Origin of the sequence: Cupriavidus gilardii (assembly GCF_013314895.1) — a bacterium.
In the GTDB taxonomy this organism is placed as follows: domain Bacteria; phylum Pseudomonadota; class Gammaproteobacteria; order Burkholderiales; family Burkholderiaceae; genus Cupriavidus; species Cupriavidus gilardii_C.
In genome coordinates this window covers 23,280-50,011 of record NZ_JABTYE010000016.1, presented here as the reverse complement: position 1 = coordinate 50,011, position 26,732 = coordinate 23,280, and the positions used below count along the sequence as shown (strand labels likewise).

Below are 26,732 nucleotides of genomic sequence, written 5' to 3'. Positions count from 1 at the left end.
GGCAGTTCAACTGCCCAGACTGATCGGCTCAAGCCCCCAATTCTTGAAGGCCCTGCGTTGCAGGGCCTTTTTTCTTTGGGATGTCCAACCGCACCAGCGCGTCATGATGGTGCGCTCTGTCGCCGACCACAGCGGGCGCAGTGGCCTGGACCTTCAAGGCACCAACGAGGTTCGGGCGCGTCGCCGATTCGCACGCCGAGTGAGGGGAACGTGAAACGCCGAAGACGTTACGCGCCTCCTCTAGACTTTGCTTAACACCCGCTCCGTAAAACATCTAAAAGTGCGGCACACCCGGAGCCGACGGGCGCCACTCCAAGGATATGCCGGCGGCGAGATCAGCATCCGCCCCTGCCAACGCCGTGCATGTCCAATTGGACCAACGGGTATGGCTGATTGGATCTGCCCTATGGGATTCACCTCTTGGTTTATTTTCCGAACACGATCTAATCCAATGACATAGACCCATGCGGCATTCACCCCGGCGACGAGCTCGCCGGGGAAGCACGACGCCGGTGTGGCGTCAGTCCGCCTGCCCGAACGCCGCCATCAGCTGCGCCACCGCCGCCGGCACGTCGGCCGCCTCGGTGATCGCGCGCACCACGGCCGCGCTGCCGACGCCCGCTTCCAGCACCTGCGGCAGATTGCCGGCGTCGACGCCGCCGATGCCGACCAGCGCCGGCACCTGCTCGCGCATCAGGCGGGCATAGGCGTAAAAGCGTCCCAGTCCTTGCGGCTGGGTCGGCATCACCTTGGTGGTGGTCGGAAAGATGGCGCCGAGCGCCAGATAGCTGGGACGCAGCGGCGCGACGCGCAGCATCTCGGCGTAGCCGTGCGTGGAAACGCCGAGCCGCAGGCCCGACGCGCGCAGCGCGTCGAGGTCCGCTTCGTCCAGGTCTTCCTGGCCCAGATGGATGCCGTAGATGCCGCTGGCCGCGCTGTCGTTGCCGTGCGCGGCGTGGTAGTCCAGCGCGGCGCGCCAATGATCGTTGATGAAGAGCCGGCTGCGGCTGCCGGCTGCGGCCACCGCCGAGCGGGCGATCTGCTCGCGCACCGCGGCCGCGTCGTCGGACTTGAAGCGCAGCTGCAGCGTCGGGACGCCGAGCGGTACCAGCCGTTCGATCCAGTCGGCTGTCGGCACCACGGCGTAAAGGCCCAGCCGCGCCGGGCATGGCACGAACGGCTCGGCCGACTGCTCGGGCGCGACCAGCGCGGCGTGGCGCACGCGCGGAAAGCGGGCGAACCCGGCGGGCCAGTCCAGCGTGCCGGGTTGCCAGGCGCGCGCCAGGCACAGCGCGTCGTGCGCGGGGAAATGCAGCGCCAAGGTGGCCAGCAGCGCCGCGACGAAGGCCGGCGATTGCGCGGCATCGTCGTTGGCGTCCGCCGGCGTGGCGAACACCCAGGTCCCCATCGGCGAGCGCACCGTGTCGATCCACTGGCCGCCTTCGCGCTCCGTCTGGATCAGCATCGCGCCGCGCGCGGCCACGCGTTCCAGCGTTTCGGCATCGACCTCGCCATCGGCCAGCAGCAGATCCGCCTGGCCCAGCGTTTCGGCGGCATCGGTCGTCAGCGTGTCCTGCAGCCGCCAGGCGCGCCAGCCACGGTCGGCCACGCCGAAGGTCTCGCCATGGCGCGCGACCAGCGCGGATTGCAGCGCGGCATCGACCGGCATCGGCGTCGGTTGGCGCGTCATGCGTGCTCCTGTGCGTGCCAGAACGGCATGCCGACCACCGGCGTGCTGGCCTGTGCGATCTCGCGCTCGGGCATCGGCCCGGCCAGATAGGCCAGGCGCCCGGCCTCGACCGCGCGCGCGAAGGCGCGCGCCATTTCGATCGGATACGCAGCCTGCGCCACCGCGGTGTTCAGCAGCACGCCGTCGTAGCCCCACTCGAGTACTTGCGCCGCGTGCGACGGCAGGCCCAGGCCCGCGTCGACGATCAGCGGCGTGTCGGGCAGGCGGTCGCGCAGCACGCGCATCGCGTGCGGATTGACTGCCCCCTTGCCGGTGCCGATCGGCGCGGCCCAGGGCATCAGCGCCTGGCAGCCGGCGTCGAGCAGACGGCGGCACAGCACCAGATCCTCGGTGCAATACGGCAGCACCTTGAAGCCTTCCTTGATCAGCGTCTCGGCCACCGCCGGCAGGTTCAGCGTATCGGGCTGCAGCGTGTAATCGTCGCCGACCAGTTCGAGCTTGATCCAGTCGGTCTCGAACACCTCGCGCGCCATCATCGCGGTGGTGATCGCCTCCTGCGCCGCCATGCAGCCGGCGGTATTGGGCAGCACCGGCACCTGCATCGACTTGAGCATCTGCCAGAAGGCCTGGCCGCCCTCGCCGTCGCCGACTGCGCCCTGGCGGCGCAGCGCCACGGTCAGCATGGCCGGCCGCGCGGCCTCGACCGCGGATTGCAGCGTCGCCGGAGACGGATAGCGCGCCGTGCCCAGCAGCAGGCGCGAGGAAAACGATTCGCCGTAGAGCACGAAGGGATCGCGCACGGCATCCTGGGTCGGGAAGGTCATGGGATCAGCCTCCGGTTACGGGTTGCACGAGATCGATACGGTCGCCGGCGGACAGCGGCGTCTCCGCATGGGCCGCGCGTGGCACGAAGCGGCCGTTGAGCGCGGCGGCGAACGGTGGCGGGATCTGCGCCGCGGCCACCGCGTCGGCCAGCGTGGCGGGCGCGTTCAGCGCCAGCGGCTTGCCATTGAGCAGGATTTCCATGGTGTTCAGCGCGTGTGTCATCGGTTGGGACGAACCGGGCAAGGCGACGTTCGACGAACGAGCGCCTTGGGCGGTGGCGTCGGATTCAGCGGCGCGGGATGGCGTCGCGCGGGAGGGCATCGATGCGGGCATCAATGCAGCACCGCGGCGCCATGCACCGGCGCGATCATGCCGGGCCAGCGTGCCGAGGCGGGCACCGCGTGCGCGGCGGGATCGCCATCGGCCAGCGCCCGCACGACCTCGCAGGCCGCCTCGACCACCGCCGGCGCAATCAGAAAGCCGTGCCGGTACAAGCCATTGAGGCGCACCACGCGCGCCTGCTCGTCGACCCGCACCGCGGGCAGATGATCGGGACGCGTGGGCCGGCGCTGCACGTTCAGCTCCAGCACGCGCGCCTCGCCGAAGGCCGGGTGCAGCGAATACGCGGCCGACAGCAGCTCCAGCGCGGAGCGCACGCTCATCGGCGAATCGTCCTCACTTTCCAGTTCGGTGGCACCGATCACGTACAGATGATTCGGTTTGGGGGCGATATAGATCGGATAGCGCGGATGCAGCAGCCGCACCGGCCGGTGCAGCGAGACCTCGGGCGCGAACACCCGCACCACCTCGCCGCGCAGGCCGCGCAGGCCCGGCATCCCTCCCCCGCTGATGGCCCCCTCGGCAGGCCAGGCGGCACGCGCGCCCAGGCCGCGGCAATCGAGCACGACACGGGCATCGATGCCAAGCCGCGGCAGATCGCGCTCGTCGATCGCGCCCGCTTCCCAGACGCAATGCACGCCCGCGGAAACGGCGCAGGCCAGCAGCGCGCGCAAGGTGCCGCGGTTGTCCAGCTGGCCCTCCCCCTCGAGCAACAGACCTTGCTGGAAGCGCCCGGCCAGCGCCGGCTCCAGCGCGCCGATGCCTGCCGCGTCGAGCCGGCGCAGCCGTTCGGCGACCAGCTCGGGCGGCGACACCGCGCGGATGCGGCTGGTGAACAGCGGCATCTCGCCGCGGTCGTGGGCGTGCCAGACCACCAGCGTGCCATCCTGCTGGAAGAAGACGGGGTCGACCGCGGTGGACGCGTCCGCCTGTTCGGCGTTCTGCTCGGCATTGAGCTCGGCCACCCATGCGCGCCACAGGTCCACGCTGGCGATGCCGAGCTCGACGATGCGGCGCTCGCTGATGGCCGATTCGGCCAGCGGCGCCAGCATCGCGGCGGCGACATGGGCAGCCGCGCCCGCGCCGTCGGGACCGGCGCGTTCGACCAGGGCCACGCGCAGGCCACCGCGGACCAGGCGCCAGGCGGCGAGGCGTCCGGCCAGGCCGGCGCCGAGAATGGCGACGTCAAACTGCTGTTTCATGGGGTGTATTGTGCCAGCCCGGCCGTGGCGGGCCCGCGAACGTCGGTTTCGCGAGGCGGCAGCTTCGTCGCCCCCGCGCAGGCGGGGGCCCAGCGTCCTGATTCTCGTTCGGCCGAATCAAGCCGCTGGATTCCCGCGTTCGCGGGAACGACAAACGCACGCTTACGAGTAGATCTTGCCGCCCTTGCTGACGAACTCGATCGACTTTTCCTGCATGCCGCGCTCTGCTGCCGCGGCATCCTCGGACTTCAGCGACGCAGCATAGTCGCGCACGTCCTGCGTGATCTTCATCGAGCAGAACTTCGGACCGCACATCGAGCAGAAGTGCGCGATCTTGGCGCCTTCGGCCGGCAGCGTCGCGTCGTGGAACGAGCGCGCGCGTTCCGGATCGAGGCCCAGATTGAACTGATCCTCCCAGCGGAATTCGAAGCGCGCCTTCGACAGCGCGTTGTCGCGCAGCTGCGCGCCGGGCCAGCCCTTGGCCAGATCGGCGGCATGCGCGGCGATCTTGTAGGTGATGATGCCCTCGCGCACGTCTTCCTTGTCGGGCAGGCCCAGATGCTCCTTCGGCGTGACGTAGCACAGCATCGCCGTGCCCATCCAGCCGATATTGGCCGCGCCGATACCGCTGGTGATGTGGTCGTAGCCGGGGGCGATGTCGGTGACCAGTGGTCCGAGCGTATAGAACGGGGCCTCGTAGCAGTGCTTCAGTTCCTCGTCCATATTGGCCTGGATGCGCTGCAGCGGCACGTGGCCCGGGCCCTCGATCATCACCTGGACGTCGTGCTTCCACGCCTTGGCGGTCAGTTCGCCCAGCGTGCGCAGTTCGCCGAACTGGGCCTCGTCGTTCGAGTCGGCGATGCAGCCCGGACGCAGGCCGTCGCCGAGGCTGAACGACACGTCATAGGCCTTCATGATTTCGCAGATCTCGTCGAAGTGCGTGTACAGGAAGTTTTCCTTGTGGTGGGTCAGGCACCACTTCGCCATGATCGAGCCGCCGCGCGAAACGATACCGGTCACGCGGTCCGCGGTCAGCGGCACATAGCGCAGCAGCACGCCGGCGTGGATCGTGAAGTAGTCCACGCCCTGCTCGGCCTGCTCGATCAGCGTGTCGCGGAACATCTCCCAGGTCAGGTCCTCGGCGATGCCGCCGGTCTTGTCCAGCGCCTGGTAGATCGGCACCGTGCCGATCGGCACCGGCGAATTGCGCAGGATCCATTCGCGCGTCTCATGAATATGCTTGCCGGTGGACAGATCCATGATGGTGTCGGCGCCCCAGCGGATCGACCAGACCATCTTCTCGACTTCCTCGGCCAGCGACGACGTCACCGCCGAATTGCCCAGGTTGCCGTTGATCTTCACGCGGAAATTGCGGCCGATGATCATCGGCTCGAGTTCCGTGTGGTTGATGTTGGCGGGGATGATCGCGCGGCCCGCGGCCACTTCCTGGCGCACGAATTCCGGCGTGATGTCCTCCGGACGCAGCGGCAGCCCGGCGCCCAGCGCATTGCCCGGATGCTGACGCAGCAGTGCCTTGTACTCGGGCTTGTCGTACAGCGCCTGCAGATTCAGCGATTCGCGCAGCGCGATGTATTCCATCTCCGGCGTGACGATGCCGCGGCGGGCGTAGTGCATCTGCGTGACATTGGCGCCGGCCTTGGCACGGCGCGGATTGGTCAGCTGCGCGAAACGCAGGTGCGCGGTGGCCGGATCGTTGGCGCGCGCGCGGCCGTACTCGGACGACAGGCCCGGCAGCACCTCGGTATCGCCGCGCTCCTCGATCCATTTGGCCCGCACCGGCGGCAAGCCGGCCTTCAGATCGATGCGCACGTCGGGGTCGCTGTACGGACCGGAAGTGTCGTAGACCGGAATCGGCGGGTTCGGCATCTCGCCCTGCTCGGTGCGCGTGGCGGTCTGCAGGATGGTGCGGATCGGCACGCGGATGTCCGGACGGCTGCCGGTCAGATAGGTCTTGTTCGATGCGGGGTAGGCGAACTTCTGGTCGAGATCGCTGGCGAGCGATTCGAAAGATGCGGCGGGGGCAGCGTTATTGCGGGCCATGGATATCGTCCTCTCTCTTTGGGGATGGACGAAACCAGGAGTCCTGTGAGCATGTCCCTCGGGGACCATGCTGGCGCGGCTGAAATGCGCGCCGGCGGGAACTGCGGTCTTCAGTGAAACTTCCCACGCCGGTACTAACCGGATCGGGTTCGAAGGGACTCTCTCAGCCGCACGGCCAATCCGTACGGCACCCCTGTTTCATCCAACGGGGCCAATTTAAGCACAAGGGAACAGGCTGCGCCAGCCTTGTTTCATTCGCACTGTGATGCGCTGCGGTATCGGATCGCCACTTCGGCGGGGTCCAGAGGGACGCCCCCGTCACCCGAAGCCACGGCGTCGCGCGTTGCTCTACCATGCAGACAGCGCGCGTCATGCGCGCGCGCCGGCCGCCGATGGTTGCAACCGCAACCGCAACGGCGAAGGGCATGGGCATGGGCAGAGACCAGAACGTCCGCCACAGGAGACACCATGAGCACCAGCGACGCCGCCACCCACCGCGTCTTCAACCAGGTCCCCGACCTGGCGCACCACAACCTGTTCGCGATCGACACCGCGCTCGGCGCCGCGCTTGAACGCCTGGGCGGCGGCTGGCATGCCGGCGAGCTGCGCGACTTCGGCGCGACGCTGGGCCAGCCCGAGGTCCAGGCCTGGGCCGACCAGGCCAACCGCCATCCGCCCGAATTGCACACCCACAGCCGCACCGGCGAACGGATCGATCTGGTCCGCTTCGATCCGAGCTGGCATGCGCTGCTGTCGCTGCTGCGCAGCCGCCAGCTGCATGCGCTGCCGTTCGCGCAGCCGCGTCCGGGCGCCTGGGCCGCGCGCACGGCCGGCTACTTCCTGCAGGCGCAGCTCGAATCGGGTTCGCTGTGCCCGGCGACGATGACCTTCGCCAGCATCCCGGTCCTGCAGAAGGAGGCCGCGCTGTTCAGCGAACTGGCGCCGCGCCTCTTTGCCACGGCGCACGATCCCGATGATCGGCCCTGGCGCGACAAGCGCGCGGCGATGATCGGCATGGGCATGACGGAGAAACAGGGCGGCTCCGACGTGCGGGCCAACACTACCGTGGCGCGGCCGGTGCGCGGCGAGGGCCGCGGCGCCGAGTACGCGCTGACGGGCCACAAGTGGTTCTTCTCCGCGCCGATGTGCGACGCGCATCTGGTGGTGGCCCGCATGGGCGCCGACGACGGGCCGCTGTCGTGCTTCTTCGTGCCGCGCTTTCGCGACGACGGCAGCCGCAACGCGATTCATATCCAGCGGCTCAAGGACAAGCTCGGCAATCGCTCCAACGCCAGCAGCGAAGTGGAATTCCGCGGCGCCAGCGGCATCCTGATCGGCGAGGAGGGACGCGGCATTCCGACCATCATCGAGATGGCGACCAACACCCGGCTCGATTGCGTGATCGGCAGCGCCGCGCTGCTGCGGACCGCGCTGGTGCAGTCGATCCACCATGCGCGCCACCGCAGCGCCTTCGGCAAGCTGCTCGCCGATCAGCCGCTGATGCGCAATGTGCTGGCCGATCTCGCGCTCGAGAGCGAGGCGGCGACGCTGCTGCTGATGGAGCTCGCGCATGCGTTCGAACATGCGGACACCGACCCGCTGGCCGGTGCGTGGAAGCGCATCGTGACGCCCGCCGCCAAGTTCTGGATCTGCAAGCGCGCGATCGAGGCGACCGGCGAGGCGATGGAGGTCTGGGGCGGCAACGGCTACGTCGAGGAAGGGCCAATGGCGCGGCTCTACCGCGAGGCGCCGGTCAATTCGATCTGGGAAGGGTCGGGCAACATCATGTGCCTGGACGTGCTGCGCGCGATCCAGCGCAATCCCGACGATGCGCTGCGACTGCTGCACGATCTCGGCCAGCGCGCCGGCGGGCACGCCGCAGTGCGCGCCGAACTGGCTTCGCTGCAGGCGATGCTGCGCGCCGCGCCGGAAGAACAGGAAACATGCGCGCGCCGCTTTGCGCAGGGGCTGGTGCTGACCGCGCAGGCGGCGCTGATGCTGGCGCACGCCGATGCGGACAGCGCCGAGCGCTTCGTCGCCAGCCGGCTGGAGCGGCAGCATGGGCGCGTGTTCGGCACGCTCGATGGCAACGCGGGGCAACTGGGACGGCTGATCGACCGGGCCTGGCCGGCTTGAGCGCTCCCGAGCGCTCTCGAGCGCTCGGACCGCGTTGCGCTCAGGCGTAGGTACCGTAGCCGGTGGCGGGCTGTGGCGGTGAGTCTTGACCGAGAAGATGCCGCGCGCAAAATATCACGGGACCGAGCGCGACGCCGAGTGCGAAGCCGCTGAGCGCCAGGCCCATGCCGACTTCGCGCGTTGCCTCGGACCCCGCCCAAAAGCCGATGCCGATCAAGGTCGCGGGGGACGTCAGCAAGCTTCCCGCCGTGACGCCGCACAACATCCTGTGGCGATCGAAGAATCGGCCGATCTGCCGAATCCAGCTAACACAGCGCCGGTCGCAACAGTCGCCCTCGTCATCCGGCGCCAGTTCGACAACGTGACGCCCGGCGGGCCGCACCGAAGAAGCCGGCGCGTCCTCTTCACTCTCGGCCGCCATGTACAGGCTCTCGCGCAGCAGCGCTTCCATGAACTGCATCATCGGATCCGCTTGGGCCGAACTCTGGTTTGCTCTCATCCTGTCTCTCCTTGCAAGGGGGTTATCGCTATGCGTTGCGGACCGGCGCACCGCCCTCGGCGACGCGATGGTTCACCAGGGATACGAAACAGCAGCTGCCCAGCCACATCCCGGCGCCCGCCAACGTCAGCGTCAGGCCCCGGTCCAGCGATCCCTCGCCACCCCGCGCCAGCACGACAATGCCCGCCACGGTGAGCGGCAGGGTAAGCGCCGTGGTGATCGCTGCCGCCGTCACGGCGCGATGCCGGTCCATCCACGGCCCGCCGATTGCCCACGCGCGCTCCCATGCGCCGGCGCAGCGGTCCCATGCGCTGTCGCTATCCGCGACGCCGCGTTGCTCGATCCGATATGACGACAACAAGCCGGTGGCGGCATTGGACGGATGGCCGCCGTGCGAGTGGGCCGAAGGCGCGCCGGCAGGCATGGCACGATCGGCAGGTGTTGCGGCTCGCATGGTTCTCTCTCCTTGGAACATCGTTGGGGCCCGATCGTTGAGACCCGATCGTTGAGCTCCGATCAAAGCGGGTCATAGCGCGATCGCGGCCCGCGGCTGGGCAGATGGGCGCAATGGCACACGCAACACAGGGCGCTCCAGACGATCAACGCCGAGCCGGCCGCCGGGATCGTCAGGCTCAGGCCGACCGTTACATCTCCCTTGGCGAGGAACACCAGGCCGGTGATCGCCACGGGCGCGGCGATCAATGTGGCGACGGCCGCGGTGCTGGCGGTTCGATGCCGGGTCAGCGCGCGGCAGACCGCGCTCCACGCTCGTTCGCAGCCCCGGTCCAGGCAATCGCCACGCTGTGCGTCGTGTTCGATGCGGTGTGCCGACAGCGAGCCCGACGTCCCCGGCCGGACCACGTGCTGCGGGCCAGCCGATTCGGCGGCAGGCGGTCGGCCCAGTGCTGGAGCACATTCCATGATCGATCTCCCTTTGCGGATGGCCGCGGTCAGACGCGTTCGCCTTCGACGGTCGGAATGGGAAGGCGGATCGCCAGCACGGCGATGCAGATGACTGCCCAGATCACCGCCGCCGACACGATCAGGTCGGAGCCCACATCCCGCGAGGCCGGATCTGGCCGGGACAGCAGGACCGCTGCAGCGATCGTCAGCGGCAGCGCAACGACGGCGCCGGCCATTGCGCCGATCACGACAGGGGGGCCCTGCGGCGCGCGTGCGATGCGAACGGTCCACTGCATGCAGGCGTTCAGCCGCGGGGACGTGCACGTGAACAATCTGTAGAAGAACCGGTCGACCGCATCGCCTTGCTCGAGGTTCGCGTCGAAGCGATGCACCGAACCTTGCACGGAGGCGGAGGCGGGATTCGCGTTCCGGGTGGCCGACGATGGTCCGCTGGCGAAAGCGCCGTACGCGGCCGCACGCGGCATGGCGGGTCTTGTACCTTGCACTGTGCCTCTCCGTGGTTGGCGAAGGGCTCAGCGTAATGGCTCGGCGCCGCCACGTTGCCGATGGTCGGCGTCGGGCCGTCCGGAATGGAAAGGAAATCCGCAAAAACGGGCAAAGGGCCGCCCCGGCACCGGCCGGGGTGACGGCTCACACGCGCGCGAGCAAGGTCTCGAGCGCGCGCAAGCGCACGCGCGGGCCGTGGCGGATCAGGTCGTGCGCGCGCTCGCCGATCATGATCGCCGGCGCATCGGCATCGCCGCCGGCCAGCGTCGGCATGATCGAGGCATCGGCCACGCGCAGCGCCTCGACCCCACGCACCCGCAATTGCGGATCGACCACCGACAGCGCATCGATGCCCATGCGGCAGGTGCCGGCCGGCCGCTCCGCCGGCTCTGCATGGGCGCGGACCAGCGCATCGATGGCCGCGTCGTCGCCAGGGTCGGCACGCATCCCGCCGCAGTACAGCGCCTTGCCGCCGAACGCGGCCAGCGGCGGCTGCGCCAGGATACGCCGCACCAGGTCCACGCCCGCGACCAGGTCGCGCACGTCCTGCGCATCGCCGAGCAGGCCGATGTCGATCAGCGGGCGGCGCTGCGGATCGCTGCCAGACAGCCGCAATTGGCCACGGCTGCGCGGACGCAGCAACAGCACGCGGCAACCGTAGCTCTGGCCGTGCGCGGCACCGTCGCCCCGCGCATGGCCCGGTCCGACGACGAAGCGCAGTTGCAAATCCGGTTCGGACAGCTCGGCCTGGCTCTTCAGCAGCGCACCGGCGCTGATCGGCTCGGCTTGCATCGGCGCGCCGCGCCGTCCGGCGAGCCCGGCGCCATGCCGCAGCCATTGCCATGCCGCAGCGAACGATCGGCCGATCCACGAGTCCGCGCCGACGAACCGCGGACCGAATGATTGCCGCAGCGACGGCGGCGTCGGGCCGCGCTTGTGCAGCAGCATGCCGACCGGTTGCTGCAGGTTCAGGCCCACGCCAGGCAGATGCTGCACGACGGCAATGCCATGTTCGCGCAGATGATCGGCCGGGCCGATACCGGAGACCATCAGCAGTTGGGGCGAGCCGATCGCGCCGGCGGCCAGCACTACCTCGCGCCGGGCGCGCAGCTGGATCGTCCGACCGTGGCGCAACGCCTGCACGCCGACCGCGCGCCGTCCTTCGAACAGGACGCGCTGCGCCTGCATGCCGCTCAGGACCTGGAGATTGCCGCCGACGCCGCGATGCAGATAGGCACGCGCCGCGCTCCACGGTTCGCCGCGATGGCGCGCGCTCTGGAACCAGCCGACGCCCTCCTGGCTGGCGCCATTGAAGTCGTCGTTGCGCGGATGGCCGGCGTGCGCGGCGGACTCGACGAAGTAGCGCGCCAGCGGCGAAGGCGCGGGCGGATCGCCGACATGCAGCGGACCGTTGCCGCCATGCCAGGGGTCGTCGTCGCGGCCCATCACGCGGGTATTGCATTCGGCCCGGCGAAAGCACGGCAGGACATCGTCCCAGGACCAGCCATCGCAGCCGGCCTCGGCCCAGCTGTCGTAATCCGATGGCGCACCGCGCAGATAAGGGCCCCAGTCCGGCGCGTCATCGTCATGCCAGGCGGCCTCGAGCAGTGCGATCGATTCGCTGCCGCTGTCGGCCAGCCTGCCGGCCAGCGCGCACGCCGCCGCGCCGCCCCCGATCACGATGTAATCGAAACTGGTTTCCATTTGTCCCCTCGCACGATGGCAAGTCGGCGCGCCGCTTGTTCGCGCGTCCGGCTGCCACGGAGGGCCGGCGGACGGGGCGCGAGCGCGGTCTATGCTGCCCAGTGTAGGCGCTTTGTGAAGGGGGAAGGAGGGGAACGCAGCGGCCGCAGACGCCCGGAAGACGGCGGGGAGGAGGCAAGGCGCGCCCGCGCGCGCCCTGCTCTTGTGGCGAGGATTACGACTTCAGCATCGGCTTGCCCAGCATCCGCGACAGCACGGCTTCGGGCGAGTGAGTGTGGTCGGAGATCGCGCGCGGATCGAGATAGTAGGTCTGCTCCATCATCGCGCGCCCTCGCATGGCCGCGTGCAGCACCTGATCGCTGAAAACGATCCAGGTGGAGCCCGGCGGGAAGTGGAATTCCTGCTGCGGCACCTTGGCCTGGTAGTCGAGGTCGGCCTTGGCCATGTCGTGCAGTTGCAGCATGCGGTGGTCGTATTCCGAACGCTCGCGCTTGGTGATATGCAGCTGCTTCATCAGCCAGGCCTGCCCCGGCCACATGCCCTTGGTGCGCGGCACGAAACGCGCGGCGAAGTCGGCGAACGGCTCGCCGACGCGCCACACGCGCGGGGCCTGCGGGTCGATGTTGTGGAACACGCGCAGCAGGCGCTTGCCGTGCAGCGGGTTGGACGGGAACGAGTCCACGTGCAGCCGCGTGTCGTCCTTGCGCCAGCTGACCGGACGCCCGGCGATCTCGCTGGGCCGCAGCGAGGTGCCGGCGCGCTCCAGATGCGGCCCGTATTCGGGAAACAGCGACAGCACCAGGCGCTCGCTGTACTCCGCGTAGCGGCGGATCAGTTCGTACAGGTCGGCCAGGTCCTTCGGGCTGCCCACCGCGCCCCGCACCGCGGTGTCGTTGGCGCGCAGATTGATGTTCTTGGACTTGCCGTCGGACCAGCGGCTGTCGAGAAAACGCTCCTCGCCCGGTTCGAACCGGAAACGCAGATCGGGGAAATACAGCACGGCGCCCTGCTCGAGCTCGCGGCGCAATCCCGCGGCCGTTTCGGCGCGCAGCTGCGGCGCCCAGTCGGTATAGGGCTGCGGGCGGATCAGGTCGAGCCCGCCCGTGGTGGCGGACCCGGCGGACGCAGCGGACGCAGCGGACGCAGCGGACGGTATCGCGCCGGTGGCAGGCGCGGCGGGAGGGACGGCGGTTTGAACGGACATGGGATTCCTCGGCATGCTGGCGTGTGCCACGCCTGATGGCGCGATTCTACCGCCGCACCGCCGGAGCTTTCGCTCGCCGGCGTTTTGTCCCGCATCCGACTCTTGAACCGACGACGTCCGACACTACATTCGTGTCGAAGCGCGCCGGCCAGGTCCGGCACGCGGCGGGCCGGCCGCGCTGGCCCGAGTGCACCAGTAGCAAGGAGTAGCTAGGAGCAGGAGGTAATGCCATGTACGCATCGTTGCTGAGTTCTCCGGGCAGCCTGTTTGCCGAGTTCGACCGGCTGCAGCGCGAGTTGCAACAGGTCTTCTCGACGCCGAGCAGCATCCGCGCGGTCGCGCGTGGCGCCTTTCCGGCCGTCAATATCGGCATGACGCCGTCCAGCGTCGAGGTCTATGCCTTCGCGCCCGGTATCGATCCGTCCACGCTGGACGTCAGCGTCGACCGCGGCCTGCTGACCATCGCGGGACAGCGCACCGCACAGACGGAGCGCAGCGGACAGCCGACGGATCAGCAAGCCGGTCAGGGCCAGGCCGCCGCGGGCACGTCGACCCTTGGCGACGACACCAACGTCTATGTGCGCGAGCGCTTCTACGGGACCTTCCGGCGCGTGATTTCGCTGCCCGAGGATGTCGATACCGCGAGGATCGATGCCACCTATCGCGACGGGCTGCTGCGGATCTCGATCGCTCGTCAGGAATCGGCCCAGCCGCGCCGGATCACCGTGAACTGATCCGATGTTTGCACCGAGCAGGAGGTTCATCATGAACGATCAAGCCGTCACCCGGACCGACCAGGACCGGAACGTCAATGCGAACGTCAGCGGGCACGGCGACAGCAGCAAGAGCACCGACAACCGCAACAACGGCAATGCGACGCTGCTGCCGCGCGTGGACGTGAGCGAGGATCCGACCGGCATCACGCTGCTGGCGGACCTGCCCGGCGTGTCGCGCGACACGCTGCATGTGCGCGCCGACCGCGACAGCCTGACCATCGAGGGCGAGATTCGCCAGGAGATGCCCGAAGGGCTGGAGCCGGTCTATGCCGAAGTGCAGATCGCGCGCTACAAGCGCGTGTTCACGCTCAGCCGCGAGCTGGACAGCAGCGCGATCTCCGCCGTGCTGAAAGACGGCGTGCTGAATCTGCGGATTCCGAAGCAGGCCGAAGCGCAGCCGCGGCGAATTGAAGTGAAGGTGGGGTAAGTGAAGGTGGGGTGAGGGAGAAGGCGGCGGTGGCGCCGGCCGCCGCTGCCCTCTCCCCCGGCCGCTCTCCCCCAGGCGGGTGTACAGATCTGAGAGCGGAGGCCTTTCCCCCTCGCCCCCCATAAGGGAGAGGGTCGGGGAGAGGAGGTGGTCTTTCCCCCTCTCCCCGCACCCAGGCGAATTACAGCCCGGCCGCCGCGCGCAGTGCCGCAGCCTTGTCGGTCGCTTCCCACGAGAATTCCGGCTCCTCGCGGCCGAAGTGGCCGTAGGCGGCGGTCTTTTCGTAGATCGGACGCAGCAGGTCCAGCATCTGCACGATGCCCTTGGGCCGCAGGTCGAAGTGCTCCATCACCAGCTTGGCGATCGCCTCGTCGGAGATCTTGCCGGTGCCTTCGGTGTACACCGTCACGTTGATCGGGCGGGCCACGCCGATCGCGTAGCTGACCTGCACCTGGCACTGGCGCGCCAGACCCGCGGCCACCACGTTCTTGGCCACGTAGCGGGCCGCGTAGGCAGCGGAGCGGTCGACCTTGGACGGATCCTTGCCCGAGAACGCGCCGCCGCCGTGCGGCGCCGCGCCGCCATACGTGTCGACGATGATCTTGCGGCCGGTCAGGCCGCAGTCGCCCTGCGGGCCGCCGATGACGAAGCGGCCGGTCGGGTTCACCAGATACTTGGTGTCCTTGAGCATCTCGGGCGGCAGCACCGGCTTGATGATCTCCTCGATCACCGCCTCGCGGATCTGCGCCTGGGTGATGTCCGGCGCGTGCTGGGTCGACAGCACCACGGTGTCCACGCTGTGCGGGCGGCCGTCGACGTAGCGGACGGTAACCTGCGACTTGGCGTCCGGACGCAGCCAGGGCAGGCGGCCGTCGCGGCGCAGCTGCGACTGGCGCTCGACCAGGCGGTGCGAGTAGTAGATCGGGAACGGCATCAGTTCCGGCGTCTCGTCGCAGGCATAGCCGAACATCAGGCCCTGGTCGCCGGCGCCCTGGTTCAGATAATCGTCGGAGGCACGGTCGACGCCCTGCGCGATATCGGGCGATTGCTTGTCGTAGGCCACCAGCACCGCGCAGCCCTTGTAATCGATGCCGTAATCGGTGTTGTCGTAGCCGATGCGCTTGATCGTTTCGCGCGCGACCTGAATATAGTCGACGTTGGCCGTGGTGGTGATTTCACCGGCCAATACCACCAGCCCGGTATTGCAGAGCGTTTCGGCGGCGACGCGCGCATATTTGTCCTGGGCGAGGATGGCGTCCAGAACGGCGTCGGAAATCTGGTCGGCGACCTTGTCGGGATGGCCTTCGGAGACGGATTCCGAAGTAAAGAGGAAGTCGTTTGCCACGAACTTTTTCTCCAGGTTAGCTATTGCGCGCCAACCATGCTTAGTCCGGGCGGCGACGCTTTAGCGGTATTTTTAGCGCGTCCGAATGGGACGGTATCGCCCCGCAAGTTGTCAGTTAACTCGGCGATGCGCGGTATTATACGCGCCTGCGCGGCGCGGCACACGCCCCGCCGCAGACGGTGTGCCGATGCCACCGGACCTCGCTGCGGTTGGCGGCCGCTGCCGCGAACGTACCGCGATACGTGCCGCGACACATGCCGCGACACGATGACCGCGGAAGAATGAAACACGCCGGCCCCGGGGCCGGCCCCTAGTTGGGACTCCATGACCTTCCTGTTCTGGCTGATTGCCCGCTTGCCGCTGGCATGGCTGCAAGCCATTGGCGGCGTGCTCGGCCTGCTGGCCGCGCGCCTGCCGGGCCGGTATGGCAGGCGACTGACCGAGAATTTCCGCCAGGCCTATCCGGACGCCACCGGCGCGATGCTGGCCGAGGCGGCCCGCTCCACCGGCCGGATGGTGATGGAGATGCCGTATTTCTGGAGCCGCAAGACGCTGAAGGCGCGGCTTGCCGGGTTCTCCGAGCACACCTGGCCGGAACTCGACCGGCTGTTGGGCAAGGGCAACGGGCTGATCATGCTGGTCCCCCATCTGGGTTGCTTCGAGGTGCTGCCGCAGGCGTACGCGCTGCGCCACAAGGTGACCGCGCTGTACAAGCCGCCGCACCAGCCATGGCTGCGCGACTGGATCGAGCGCATGCGCACGCGCCCCAATCTGGTGATGGCAGCCGCCACGCCGCGGGGGGTTCGCACGCTGGTCAAGGCGCTCAAGCGCGGCGAGTCGATCGGCATCCTGCCCGACCAGGTGCCCAAGGGCGGCGAAGGGGTATGGGCACCGTTCTTCGGCAAGCCGGCGTACACGATGACGCTGGTGCAGCGCCTGCAGCAACTGACGGGCGCGCCGATTGCGATGGTCTTCGCCGAGCGCACCGCGCAGGGGGCCACCTATATCGCCCATATGCGCGTGCTGGAAGACAAGCTGCCCGACGACCCCGTCGAGGCCGCCACCGTGCTCAACCGCACGGTCGAATCGCTGGTCGCCGAAGCGCCGACCCAATACCTGTGGGGCTACAACCGTTACAAGCACCCGGCGGGTGCGGAGCTGCCGCCCCAAGCCGCGTGACAGATTGCGATGACTTACCTGTTCTGGCTGATTTCCCGCCTGCCGCTGGCCTGGTTGCAGGCCATCGGTGGCGCGCTGGGCCTGCTGGCCGCCAAGATGCCTGGCCGCTACGGGACGCGCCTGACCGAGAACTTCCGCCACGCCTTCCCCGACGCCACCGACGAGATGGTGAACGAGGCGGCGCGTTCGATGGGACGCATGATCCTGGAGATGCCCTATTTCTGGACCCGGCACACCATCAAGGCGAAGCTGTACGACTTCAACGAGGTGGTCTGGCCGGCGCTGGACCGGCTGCAGGACCAGGGGCGCGGCGTGATCGTGCTGACGCCGCACCTGGGCTGCTTCGAGGTATTGCCGCAGTCGTATGCGATGCGCCGGCCCGTCACGGTGCTGTTCAAGCCGCCGCACCAGCCCTGGCTGCGCGACTGGGTCGAACGCATGCGCAACCGCCACAACATGACGAGCGCGCCGGCCAACCCGCGCGGCGTGCGCATGCTGGTGAAGGCGCTCAAGCGCAAGGAGGCCATCGGCATCCTGCCCGACCAGGTGCCGATCGGCGGCGAGGGCACGTGGGCGCCGTTCTTCGGCCGTCCGGCGTACACGATGACGCTGGTGCAGCGGCTGCAGCAATGGAGCGGCGCGCCGGTCGCCATCGTCGCCTCGATCCGGCTGCCGCGCGGTGGCGGCTATCGTGCCTTTCTCCGTGTGATTGAAGAACCGCTGCCGGAGGATCCGGCCGCCGCCGCCGCCGTGATCAATGGCGTGGTCGAGGAGTTGGTACGGCTGGCACCGACCCAGTACCTGTGGGGCTACAACCGCTACAAGCATCCGGCCGGCGCCGAATTGCCGCCGCCGTGGCCGCCCAAGGCGCCCCCGCCTGCCACGCTGCCCGCCCCGCCGGCATCGCGCGCCGCCACGGCCGCGGGGGCCGCCGACATCTCCGCCACGGAACCGACTTCCCCGACTTCGCACTCATGAGCCGTCTTTTCACCTGGCTGGGCATCGGCCTGCTGACCGTGCTCGGCAAACTGCCCTATCCCCTGGTCGCCCGCTTCGGCGAGGGGCTGGGCAGCTTGCTGTATCTGTTCCCCAGCGGCCGCCGGCAGGTGGTCCAGGCCAATCTGCGCGTGGCCTTCCCGGAAAAGTCCGACGCCGAGATCGCCGAGCTGGCGCGCCAGTCGTTCCGCTCGGTCTTTCGCAGCTTCGCCGAGCGCGGCATCTTCTGGACCGGCAGCGAGGCGCAGATGCGCCGCTGGGTACAGATCGACGACCAGGCCAACCTGGTCGCGCTCGACGGCGAGCCGCACATCCTGGTCACGCTGCACCTGTCCGGCGTCGAGGCCGGTGCCATCCGGCTGACGATCTATCTGCGCGACCACGTGGGCCGCTCGGGAGCGTCGCTGTACACCAAGCAGAAGAACGCGCTGTTCGACGGCTTCCTGAAGCAGGCCCGAGGTCGTTTCGGCGCCAACATGATCGCCCGCAACGACAGCGTGCGCGACATCATCCGCTGCCTGAAGAAGGGCGAGGCGCTGCAGCTGATCTCCGACATGGACTTCGGCGAGCGCGACTCCGAGTTCGTGCCCTTCTTCGGCGCGCAGGCGCTGACACTGACCTCGGTGTCGCGGCTGTCGCGTCTGACCGGCGCCAAGGTAGTGCCGATGTACACCGAACAGCTGCCCAATTACCGCGGCTATGTGCTGCGGATCCTGCCCGCCTGGGACAACTACCCCGGCGACAGCGTGAGCGGGGACACGCGCCGGATGAACGCCTTCTTCGAGGACTGCATCCGCCCGCGCATCGCCGAGTACTACTGGGTGCACAAACGCTTCAAGCATCGCCCGCCAGGCGAACCCGAGATATATTGACGTTCGGCCGACATATCGGCGGCCGCAAACCCAGAAACACTGACACCGGCCGCCCGCGGCCTCCCGGTTTCCGGTCTTGATCGGTTCCCGGCTTTTCCCGACCCGCGCCATGAAGATCCAGTTCACCAAGATGCACGGCGCCGGCAACGACTTCGTCGTGCTGGACGGCATCCACCAGACCCTGAACCTGAGCACCGAGCAGTGGCGCGCACTGGCAAGCCGGCATTTCGGCGTGGGCGCGGACCAGATCCTGATCGTCGAAAAGCCGACCCGGCCCGACGTCGACTTCCGCTACCGGATCTTCAACGCCGATGGCGGCGAGGTCGAGCACTGCGGCAACGGCGCGCGCTGCTTCGTCCGCTTCGTCACCGACCACGGCCTGACCGACAAGCGCTCGGTCCGCGTCGAGGTGATGAACGGCGTCATCACGCTGACGCTGAACGACGACGGCCAGGTCACGGTCGACATGGGGGCACCCGAGTTCGAGCCGGCGCGCATTCCGTTCCTGCCCGAGGGCCTGCCGAGCCGCACCGAGGGCAACGACACGCTGTACGGCATCGAGACCAACGGCCGCACGGTGTGGATCTCGGCCGTGTCGATGGGCAACCCGCACGCGGTGCAGGTGGTGGACGACACCGAGCGCTTCCCGGTGCGCGAGGACGGCCCGGTGATCGAGCACCATGCGGCGTTCCCGAAGCGGGTCAATGCCGGTTTCATGCAGGTGGTCGACCGCAATACGATCCGGCTGCGCGTGTTCGAGCGCGGCTCCGGCGAGACGCTGGCCTGCGGCACCGGCGCCTGCGCGGCGGTGGTCGCCGGCATCCGGCGCGGCCTGCTCGATTCGCCGGTCAAGGTGCATACGCACGGCGGCGATCTGACCATCGCCTGGGACGGCGACGGCGCGCCGGTGCGGATGACGGGCCCGGCCACCACGGTATTCGAAGGCTCGATCGATCTGGACGCGCTGCAGCCGCGCGGCTGATTCCAGCGCTTTTCAGGAGAAGCGCCCATGCCGGCCACGCCGCTCGACCCCTACTGCATCGCCAATGGCAACGGCTTTCGCCTGGACCGCTTCGATGCGGGCGCCAAGCCGTTCTCGAGCGGCGACAAGACCAGCGACCGCGCCCGTCTGACCGAGCTGTCGACGCATCTGGACGAGCAGCAGGACATCTTCTATGCCGAAGGTTCGCGCAAGCTGCTGGTGATCCTGCAGGGCATGGACACCAGCGGCAAGGACGGCACGGTGCGCGGCGTGTTCCGCAGCTTCGATCCGCTGGGGCTGCGCGTGGTCGGCTTCAAGGCGCCGACCTCGGAGGAGAAGGCGCGCGACTACCTGTGGCGCGTCCATGCCCAGGTACCGCGCGCCGGCGAAATCGCGGTGTTCAACCGCAGCTACTACGAGGACGTGCTGATCACGCGCGTGCACGGCTGGATCGACGCGGCCGAGTGCGAACGCCGCTACCGGCAGATCCGCCACTTCGAAAGCCTGCTGGCCGAGACCGGCACCACGCTGGTCAAATGCTTCCTGCATATTTCGAAGGACGAGCAGAAGGCGCGCCTGGAGGCGCGGCTTGCCGATCCGCAGAAGCACTGGAAGTTCGACCCCAACGACCTGGCCGAGCGCCGGCACTGGGACGCCTATATGGACGCCTACCAGGACGCGATCGCCGCGACGGCGACGCCGGACGCGCCCTGGCACGTGATTCCCGCCGATTCGAAGACGCACCGCAATCTGATGGTCGCGGAGATCCTGCGGGAGACCTTCGCGCGGCTCAAGCCGGCATATCCGCCGTCCGCGCCGGGGCTGGACAAGCTGCAGGTCGAGTAGCCCGCCAGAGGTGGGCCCGTCGAAGGGGCCCGGGGAATCAGACCCCGTAGCGCTGGCGATACGCCGCCACCGCATCGCGCGAGGCGGACAGCGCGGGATCCTTGCCGGCGTCCAGATACGCCAGCAGGTCGGCCAGCGAGGCAATCGCGATCACCGGCACGCCGAATTCGCGCTGCACGTCCTGCACCGCGGAATGCTGGCCGATCTGCTCGGCGGTGCCGCTTTTCTCCATCCGGTCCAGCGCGATCAGCACCGCGGCCGGCTCGGCGCCGGCGGCGCGGATCATCTGCACCGACTCGCGCACCGAGGTGCCGGCCGAGATCACGTCGTCGACGATCACCACCTTGCCCTGCAGCCTGGCGCCGACCAGCGTGCCGCCCTCGCCGTGGTCCTTGGCTTCCTTGCGGTTGTAGGCGAAGCCGACATTGCGGCCCATGCCCGCCAGCGCCACCGCGGTGGCGGACGCCAGCGTGATGCCCTTGTAGGCCGGCCCGAACAGCATGTCGAATGCGACACCCGAGGCCAGCAGGGTTTTCGCATAGAATTGCGCCACCTGGCCCAGCGTGGCGCCCTGGTTGAACAGTCCCGCGTTGAAGAAATACGGCGATTTCCGTCCCGCCTTGGTGACGAACTCGCCAAAGGACAGCACGCCCGCGTCCAGCGCGAAGCGGATGAAGGTCTGGCTGAGGTCGTCCGCCGCCGGCGTGGTCTGCTGCGTCATCTTTTCTCTCTGTTCCAAAAATTTCCCGAGATGTTACGGATTATCAGTGCCAACCTCAACGGCATCCGCTCAGCGGCCAAGAAAGGCTTCTTCGACTGGATGGGCAAGCAGGACGCCGACATGGTCTGCGTGCAGGAGCTCAAGGCCCAGGCCGCGGACATGACGGAGGCCTTTCTGGCCCCGCATGGCTATCACGGCTACTTCCATTACGCCGAGAAGAAGGGCTACAGCGGCGTCGGGCTGTACACGCGCCACAAACCGGAGCGCGTGATCACCGGCTTCGGCAATGCCGAGTTCGACAGCGAGGGGCGTTATGTCGAAGTGCAGTACCCGCACCTGGCCGTGATCTCGGTCTACGTGCCGTCGGGCTCCAGCTCCGAGGAGCGGCAGATGGCCAAGTACCGCTTCATGGAGGCCTTCCTGCCCCATCTGCTGCAACTCAAGGCCAGCGGGCGCGAGATCGTGCTGTGCGGCGACGTCAACATCGCGCACAAGGAAATCGACATCAAGAACTGGAAGGGCAACCTGAAGAACTCCGGTTTCCTGCCCGAGGAGCGCGCCTGGATCGGCGAACTGTTCGACGTGCACGGCTATGTCGACGTGTTCCGCAAGCTGGACCCGCGGCCCGAGCAATACACCTGGTGGAGCAACCGCGGCCAGGCCTACGCGAAGAACGTCGGCTGGCGCATCGACTACCACCTGGCCACGCCCAGGATCGCGGACACTGCCCAGGCCTGCTCGATTTACAAGGACGAGAAGTTCAGCGACCACGCGCCGCTGTCGATCGACTACGACTTCCCGCTGTAACGGGGACGCCCGGCGCCGGGGCGCATTGCCGCTGCGGTGCCTGAGCTTCCTCGCTACAATGCACCACTCACCGTATTACCAAGCGAGTCCACCATGGCATTCAAAGTGTTCGTCGACGGCCAGGAAGGCACCACCGGCCTTCGGCTGCTCGATTATCTGTCCGGCCGTTCCGATGTCGAACTGCTGCGCATCGCGGAAGACAAGCGCAAGGATCCGGCCGAGCGAGCACGCTTCCTGAACGCCGCCGACGTGGCCTTCCTGTGCCTGCCGGACGTGGCCTCGCGCGAAGCGGTGTCGCTGGTAACCAACCCGAATACCTGCGTGATCGACGCCAGTACGGCGTTCCGCACCGCCGACAACTGGGCCTACGGCCTGCCCGAGCTGGTGCGCGGCCAGCGCGAGAAGATCCGCGCCAGCAAACGCATCGCCGTGCCGGGCTGCCACGCCAGCGCCTTCGTGCTGGCCGTGCGTCCGCTGGTCGATGCCGGCGTGATGCAGCCCGACTACCCGGTCACCGCGTTCTCGCTGACCGGTTACAGCGGCGGCGGCAAGAAGATGATTGCGGACTTCGAGGCGGGCGGCAATCCGAAGCTCGACAGCCCGCGCGCCTACGCGCTGGGGCTCGAGCACAAGCATCTGCCCGAGATGCGCGTGCAGACCGGCCTCGCACAGGCGCCGATCTTCAGCCCGATCGTCGGCAAGTTCTACAAGGGCCTGGCCGTGACGGTGCCGGTGTTCCCGGATCGCCTGGCGCGCAAGGTCACGCCGGAGCAAGTCGCCGAGATCTACCGCAAGCACTACGAGGGCGAGCAGTTCGTGCGCGTGATGCCGGCCGCCAGCGACGAGCATCTGGACAACGGCTTCTTCGACGTGCAGGCCAACAACGACACCAACCGCGTCGACCTGTTCGTGTTCGGCTCGGCCGAGCGCATCGTGCTGATCGCGCGGCTGGACAACCTCGGCAAGGGCGCCGCCGGCGCCGCGGTGCAATGCATGAACGTGCATATCGGCGCGGACGAGGCCACCGGGCTGACGGCCTGACGCCTTCCTGCAGAACGCGCAACGGCCCCGATCAGGGGCCGTTTTCTTTTGTGCACCGCTTTGTCGTCCCCACGAGTGCGGGACCCAGGGACTTCGCAGCACGCGCGATTCCCGCCTGCGCGGCAACGACAGCCGCTACCGCTTCAGCGGCTGCTGCTTGTCCTCGTCGCCGCGGTCGACCGGCGCGTTGGCGAGGCCCCCCATATTGGTCCGGTACGCCGGCAGCCGCTCGACCGTGGTCCCGATCGCGCGCGCATACAGCGGCAGCACCTCAGGCAGATGCCGCTGCAGTTCGGCGATGCGCGACTGGCCCGACGGGTGCGTGGACAGGAAATCCATGCTGGCACCGGCGGCCGACGATTGCGACACCTTGCCCATCTTCTGCCACAGCGTCACCGCGGCGCGCGGATCGTAGCCCGCGCGGGCCGCGATATCCATGCCGACCAGATCGGCCTCGGTCTCGTCCGAGCGCGAGAACTTCAGCGTCAGCAGATGCGCGCCGGTGCCCAGCGCCAGATTGCCGAGATTGCCGAAGCCGAACAGCTGTGAAATCACGTTGGCGCCGAGGTTGGTGATCTCCGCCTTGGCGGCGCGCTCGCGCGCATGCTCCTGCAGCGCGTGCGCGATCTCGTGGCCGATCACCATCGCCAGCTCGTCGTCGGTCGGCTTGATCTGATCGAGGAAGCCCGTGTAGACCGCGATCTTGCCGCCGGGCATGCAGAACGCGTTGACCTGCTTGGCCTTGATCAGATTGATCTCCCACTTCCAGTTGCGGGCGCGGTCGTTCCAGCGGCCGGTCTGCGGCAGGATGCGTTCGGTGATGGTGCGCAGGCGCGCCAGGCGCGGATCGCTGGACGGGGCCAGCGCGCCCTTGGCGCGCGCCTCCTGCTTGATCTGCTCGTATTCCTGCGAGGCCTGCTGCTCGATCGCATCGGCCGGCACCAGTTCGCGCACCATGCCGCCGCCGCGCTGCACATTGATGCCATCCGACTGTGCCTGTATGGCCGGCGAGCCCAGCAGCGCAACGGCGCCGAGCACTGCCAGCGTCAGCCGGCGCAGCGGCGCGGCGACAGCAAGCGAACACGATGAGGTAACGGCAACGGAGGGAGCGGACATGGCCAGACGCAAAGGGAGGGACATCGTTTCAACGAGAATGCGACAGACATCACGAAGGCTGATGCAATAATACACGGCGCCCTATGGCGACTCCGGCACCTGTTCCGGCCCGGCCCCTGCTCCCGCCTTCATGACCTTCCAAGACTATCTCGATATCTTCCGCAACCGCCGCATCGGCGCCATGCTGACGCTTGGCTTCGCCTCGGGGCTGCCGCTGGCGCTGACCTCGGGCACGCTGCAGGCATGGATGACGGTCGAAGGGCTGGACATCAAGACCATCGGCTTCTTCTCGCTGGTCGGCCAGGCGTACATCTTCAAGTTCCTGTGGGCACCGCTGATGGACCGCTACACGCCGCCGCTGCTGGACCGGCGGCGCGGCTGGCTGCTGCTGACGCAGATCGGCCTGGTGCTCGGCATCGCCGGCATGGCGTTCTGCCCGCCGCGCGAGGCGCTGTGGCTGCTGGCGGGGCTGGCCACGCTGGTGGCCTTCCTGTCGGCCTCGCAGGACATCGTGTTCGACGCCTACAGCACCGACGTGCTGCGGCCCGCCGAGCGCGGCGCCGGCGCGGCGGTCAAGGTGCTTGGCTACCGGCTGGCGATGCTGGTGTCGGGAGGCCTGGCGCTGTGGCTGGCGGACCGCGTGCTGGGCTGGCAGCAGATGTATCTGTTGATGGCGGCGCTGATGGCCGTCGGCCTGCTGACGCTGCCGTGGGCGCCGCGCGCCGAATCGCCGCCGCGCGCGCCGCGTTCGCTGGAAGAGGCGGTGGTCGGCCCTCTCCGTGATTTTTTCGGGCGCACCGGCGCCTGGTGGCTGCTGGGCCTGATCGTGCTGTACAAGCTCGGCGATGCCTTCGCCGGCAGCCTGTCGACCACCTTCCTGATCCGCGGCGTCGGCTTCTCCGCCGGCGAGGTCGGGCTCGTCAACAAGACGCTCGGCCTGGCCGCGACCATCATCGGCGCGCTGTTCGGCGGCACGCTGATGGTCAGGCTGGGCCTGTACCGCTCGCTGATGCTGTTCGGCGTGCTGCAGGCCGTCTCGAACTTCGGCTACTGGCTGCTGGCCGTGACCCCGGCCCATCTGTGGTCGATGGGCGCGACCATCGCGGTCGAGAACCTGTGCGGGGGCATGGGCACCGCCGCCTTCGTCGCGCTGCTGATGGCGCTGTGCAACCGCTCTTTCTCGGCGACGCAGTACGCGCTGCTGTCGGCGCTGGCCTCGGTCGGGCGCGTCTATGTCGGGCCGACCTCTGGGTATCTGGTCGAATCGTACGGGTGGGCGCCGTTCTATCTCGGCACGGTTCTGGTCGCGCTGCCGGGGCTGTTCCTGCTGCGCGCGATGCGCGGCACCGTCGAGCGCTACGAGAACCAGACGCGCACGACGCCCGTGCAGGCCGGCAGTGTTCCCCCTCTCCCGCTGGCGGAAGAGGGCCGGGGAGAGCGCAACGGTGTTCGGAAGGGCTGATGCGGTAGTGGGTTAGCGGGCGCCGCAGCCCTCTCCCCCAACCCCTCTCCCGCAAGCGGGAGAGGGGAGCCGATGGCCAACCTCTTTACCACTGCCAGCACTGCCGGTTTGCTCCCTCTCCCGCTTGCGGGAGAGGGCCGGGGAGAGGGCAGCGGGGCGGCTACTGCTTGTAGTAGACGATCTGATGCGAGCTCGCGAGCAGTTCGCCGTCCGGGCTCCACAGCTGCGCGCTCTGGTCGAAGAAACCCTGCCGGAACACCTGGGCCCGTGCGCTGCCCAGCGCGTGGCGCTCGCCCAGCGCCGCCAGCGTGGCAGCATCCGCGTGGAAATAGGTCGTCAGCGACACCGTGCCGGCCGGCACGAAGCCGGCGCGCTTGAGGAAGATGCGCGGATAGAAGCTGTCGCACCAGGCCGCGATCGACGCAAAGTCAGGCGTGCGCGCCGGATGGTCGCGCAGCCAGAACTGCGTCAGGCTGTCCGGATGCTCGGTGCCCGGCTCGGCGGTGGCGGGCTTGGCGCCGCGCACGGGGCGCATGTCGTAGGACTTGAGCCAGCGCACCGGCGCAAAGCCGGTCGGCAGCGGCGCGATTGCGTCGGCCGGCGGCACGTCGGGAAAGACGGCCTCCCCGCAGCCCCACGTATCGCGCCGCACCGCGAACACCGCGCTGGCAGTGGTCGCCACCTCGCCGTTCTGTACCAGTTCCAGCGACCAGTGCTGCGTCGAGCGGTTGGTACGCGTGGGCCGCGCCTCGATCGTGAACGGGCCCTCGGCGATCGGTCCCGCAAAATTGACGGTCAGCGCGATCGGGTCGCCGAGCCGCTGCGGATGCTGCAGCGCCGCCTGCAGCAGCGTCGCCGCGGTGATGCCGCCGTACGGCCCGATCATGTTCCAGTACGACTCGGTGGTGCGGCCGGCATAGCGGTGCTCGCCGGCGGGCGTCAACGCAATCGCGTCGTCGAAGGGATGCAGCTCGGATGTCGCGGACATGTGGCCTCGCCGAAAAAGCGAACGATCGTTCGGAATTTCCGTACGGTAGTCGCCCGGGTGGCCGCTCGTCAAGTGCCGGCCGTCCTTTCCGAAGCCATCCTCAG

At 68.4% G+C, this 26,732-nt stretch carries 26 protein-coding genes and 1 riboswitch; of the genes, 11 read left to right on the top strand and 15 right to left on the bottom strand.

Features of this window, described 5'->3' with window-relative positions:
• Positions 1–520: 520 nt before the first annotated feature.
• The 5 genes from HTY53_RS16390 to thiC form a co-directional block, all read right to left on the bottom strand.
• The gene (locus tag HTY53_RS16390; RefSeq protein ID WP_174107660.1) at positions 521–1,690 is read right to left on the bottom strand and encodes a thiamine phosphate synthase; all 1,170 of its coding nucleotides are present in this window, start codon (positions 1,688–1,690) and stop codon (positions 521–523) included.
• On the bottom strand, positions 1,687–2,514 hold the full coding sequence (locus HTY53_RS16385; protein WP_149317238.1) for a thiazole synthase: 828 nt from the start codon (positions 2,512–2,514) through the stop codon (positions 1,687–1,689). The genes HTY53_RS16390 and HTY53_RS16385 overlap by 4 nt, the downstream gene beginning before the upstream one ends.
• A gap of 4 nt (positions 2,515–2,518) precedes the next feature.
• Positions 2,519–2,716, bottom strand: a complete 198-nt coding sequence (gene thiS / locus HTY53_RS16380) for a sulfur carrier protein ThiS (protein ID WP_174107725.1) — start codon at positions 2,714–2,716, stop codon at positions 2,519–2,521.
• 131 nt (positions 2,717–2,847) lie between these two features.
• Positions 2,848–4,056, bottom strand: a complete 1,209-nt coding sequence (locus HTY53_RS16375) for an FAD-dependent oxidoreductase (protein ID WP_174107659.1) — start codon at positions 4,054–4,056, stop codon at positions 2,848–2,850.
• 162 nt (positions 4,057–4,218) lie between these two features.
• Positions 4,219–6,117, bottom strand: coding sequence for a phosphomethylpyrimidine synthase ThiC (thiC, locus tag HTY53_RS16370; protein WP_174107658.1), 1,899 nt, complete (start codon positions 6,115–6,117; stop codon positions 4,219–4,221).
• 103 nt (positions 6,118–6,220) lie between these two features.
• A riboswitch (TPP riboswitch) is annotated at positions 6,221–6,322 on the bottom strand.
• Positions 6,323–6,585: 263 nt separating this feature from the next.
• Here thiC and HTY53_RS16365 point away from each other — a divergent pair.
• Positions 6,586–8,253 (top strand): acyl-CoA dehydrogenase family protein, encoded by a 1,668-nt coding sequence (locus HTY53_RS16365; protein WP_174107657.1) that lies wholly within the window; start codon positions 6,586–6,588, stop codon positions 8,251–8,253.
• Between the two features lie 40 nt (positions 8,254–8,293).
• Here HTY53_RS16365 and HTY53_RS16360 read toward each other — a convergent pair whose 3' ends face one another.
• From HTY53_RS16360 to HTY53_RS16335, 6 genes are all read right to left on the bottom strand, one after another.
• The gene (locus HTY53_RS16360) at positions 8,294–8,752 is read right to left on the bottom strand and encodes a hypothetical protein (protein ID WP_174107656.1); all 459 of its coding nucleotides are present in this window, start codon (positions 8,750–8,752) and stop codon (positions 8,294–8,296) included.
• A gap of 28 nt (positions 8,753–8,780) precedes the next feature.
• Positions 8,781–9,206 carry a hypothetical protein gene (locus HTY53_RS16355; protein WP_174107655.1) on the bottom strand — a complete coding sequence of 142 codons (426 nt, stop codon included), beginning with the start codon at positions 9,204–9,206 and terminating at the stop codon, positions 8,781–8,783.
• 62 nt (positions 9,207–9,268) lie between these two features.
• Complete coding sequence (locus HTY53_RS16350; protein ID WP_174107654.1) at positions 9,269–9,673, bottom strand: hypothetical protein; 405 nt, start codon at positions 9,671–9,673, stop codon at positions 9,269–9,271.
• 29 nt (positions 9,674–9,702) lie between these two features.
• A complete protein-coding gene (locus HTY53_RS16345; protein WP_174107653.1) occupies positions 9,703–10,140 on the bottom strand; it encodes a hypothetical protein in 438 nt (145 codons plus the stop codon).
• Positions 10,141–10,306: 166 nt separating this feature from the next.
• Complete coding sequence (locus tag HTY53_RS16340; protein ID WP_174107652.1) at positions 10,307–11,866, bottom strand: GMC family oxidoreductase; 1,560 nt, start codon at positions 11,864–11,866, stop codon at positions 10,307–10,309.
• A 214-nt stretch (positions 11,867–12,080) separates the two neighbouring features.
• Complete coding sequence (locus HTY53_RS16335; RefSeq protein WP_174107651.1) at positions 12,081–13,070, bottom strand: Kdo hydroxylase family protein; 990 nt, start codon at positions 13,068–13,070, stop codon at positions 12,081–12,083.
• Between the two features lie 230 nt (positions 13,071–13,300).
• Between HTY53_RS16335 and HTY53_RS16330 the strand changes: the two genes are divergently transcribed.
• Positions 13,301–13,804: an Hsp20/alpha crystallin family protein gene (locus HTY53_RS16330; RefSeq protein ID WP_174107650.1), complete on the top strand. Its 504-nt coding sequence runs from the start codon at positions 13,301–13,303 to the stop codon at positions 13,802–13,804.
• A 31-nt stretch (positions 13,805–13,835) separates the two neighbouring features.
• A complete protein-coding gene (locus HTY53_RS16325) occupies positions 13,836–14,273 on the top strand; it encodes an Hsp20/alpha crystallin family protein (RefSeq protein ID WP_174107649.1) in 438 nt (145 codons plus the stop codon).
• Between the two features lie 181 nt (positions 14,274–14,454).
• Here HTY53_RS16325 and metK read toward each other — a convergent pair whose 3' ends face one another.
• Complete coding sequence (gene metK, locus HTY53_RS16320) at positions 14,455–15,618, bottom strand: methionine adenosyltransferase (RefSeq protein WP_023264748.1); 1,164 nt, start codon at positions 15,616–15,618, stop codon at positions 14,455–14,457.
• A 324-nt stretch (positions 15,619–15,942) separates the two neighbouring features.
• On the opposite strand from metK, the gene HTY53_RS16315 reads away from it, so the two are divergent.
• From HTY53_RS16315 to HTY53_RS16295, 5 genes are all read left to right on the top strand, one after another.
• Positions 15,943–16,797: a lysophospholipid acyltransferase family protein gene (locus HTY53_RS16315; RefSeq protein WP_174107648.1), complete on the top strand. Its 855-nt coding sequence runs from the start codon at positions 15,943–15,945 to the stop codon at positions 16,795–16,797.
• 9 nt (positions 16,798–16,806) lie between these two features.
• Positions 16,807–17,775, top strand: coding sequence for a lysophospholipid acyltransferase family protein (locus HTY53_RS16310; RefSeq protein ID WP_174107647.1), 969 nt, complete (start codon positions 16,807–16,809; stop codon positions 17,773–17,775).
• A complete protein-coding gene (locus tag HTY53_RS16305) occupies positions 17,772–18,665 on the top strand; it encodes a lipid A biosynthesis lauroyl acyltransferase (RefSeq protein WP_174107646.1) in 894 nt (297 codons plus the stop codon). The genes HTY53_RS16310 and HTY53_RS16305 overlap by 4 nt, the downstream gene beginning before the upstream one ends.
• 109 nt (positions 18,666–18,774) lie before the next feature.
• Entirely contained in the window at positions 18,775–19,647 is an 873-nt protein-coding gene (gene dapF / locus HTY53_RS16300; RefSeq protein WP_174107645.1) for a diaminopimelate epimerase, read from the top strand.
• 27 nt (positions 19,648–19,674) lie between these two features.
• Entirely contained in the window at positions 19,675–20,493 is an 819-nt protein-coding gene (locus tag HTY53_RS16295) for a polyphosphate kinase 2 family protein (protein ID WP_174107644.1), read from the top strand.
• Between the two features lie 37 nt (positions 20,494–20,530).
• Here the strand turns inward: HTY53_RS16295 and pyrE are convergent, their stop codons facing one another.
• Positions 20,531–21,214 carry an orotate phosphoribosyltransferase gene (gene pyrE, locus HTY53_RS16290; protein ID WP_174107643.1) on the bottom strand — a complete coding sequence of 228 codons (684 nt, stop codon included), beginning with the start codon at positions 21,212–21,214 and terminating at the stop codon, positions 20,531–20,533.
• A gap of 30 nt (positions 21,215–21,244) precedes the next feature.
• Between pyrE and HTY53_RS16285 the strand changes: the two genes are divergently transcribed.
• Together HTY53_RS16285 and argC are read left to right on the top strand one after the other, a co-directional pair.
• The gene (locus HTY53_RS16285; RefSeq protein WP_174107642.1) at positions 21,245–22,021 is read left to right on the top strand and encodes an exodeoxyribonuclease III; all 777 of its coding nucleotides are present in this window, start codon (positions 21,245–21,247) and stop codon (positions 22,019–22,021) included.
• Between the two features lie 93 nt (positions 22,022–22,114).
• Positions 22,115–23,062 (top strand): N-acetyl-gamma-glutamyl-phosphate reductase, encoded by a 948-nt coding sequence (argC, locus tag HTY53_RS16280; protein ID WP_174107641.1) that lies wholly within the window; start codon positions 22,115–22,117, stop codon positions 23,060–23,062.
• Between the two features lie 135 nt (positions 23,063–23,197).
• Here the strand turns inward: argC and HTY53_RS16275 are convergent, their stop codons facing one another.
• Positions 23,198–24,178 carry a M48 family metallopeptidase gene (locus HTY53_RS16275; protein WP_238509877.1) on the bottom strand — a complete coding sequence of 327 codons (981 nt, stop codon included), beginning with the start codon at positions 24,176–24,178 and terminating at the stop codon, positions 23,198–23,200.
• A 130-nt stretch (positions 24,179–24,308) separates the two neighbouring features.
• Here HTY53_RS16275 and HTY53_RS16270 point away from each other — a divergent pair, with 130 nt between their 5' ends.
• Complete coding sequence (locus tag HTY53_RS16270; RefSeq protein ID WP_254599984.1) at positions 24,309–25,640, top strand: muropeptide transporter; 1,332 nt, start codon at positions 24,309–24,311, stop codon at positions 25,638–25,640.
• A 160-nt stretch (positions 25,641–25,800) separates the two neighbouring features.
• Here HTY53_RS16270 and HTY53_RS16265 read toward each other — a convergent pair whose 3' ends face one another.
• Complete coding sequence (locus tag HTY53_RS16265; RefSeq protein WP_174107640.1) at positions 25,801–26,628, bottom strand: acyl-CoA thioesterase; 828 nt, start codon at positions 26,626–26,628, stop codon at positions 25,801–25,803.
• Between the last annotated feature and the right edge of the window lie 104 nt (positions 26,629–26,732).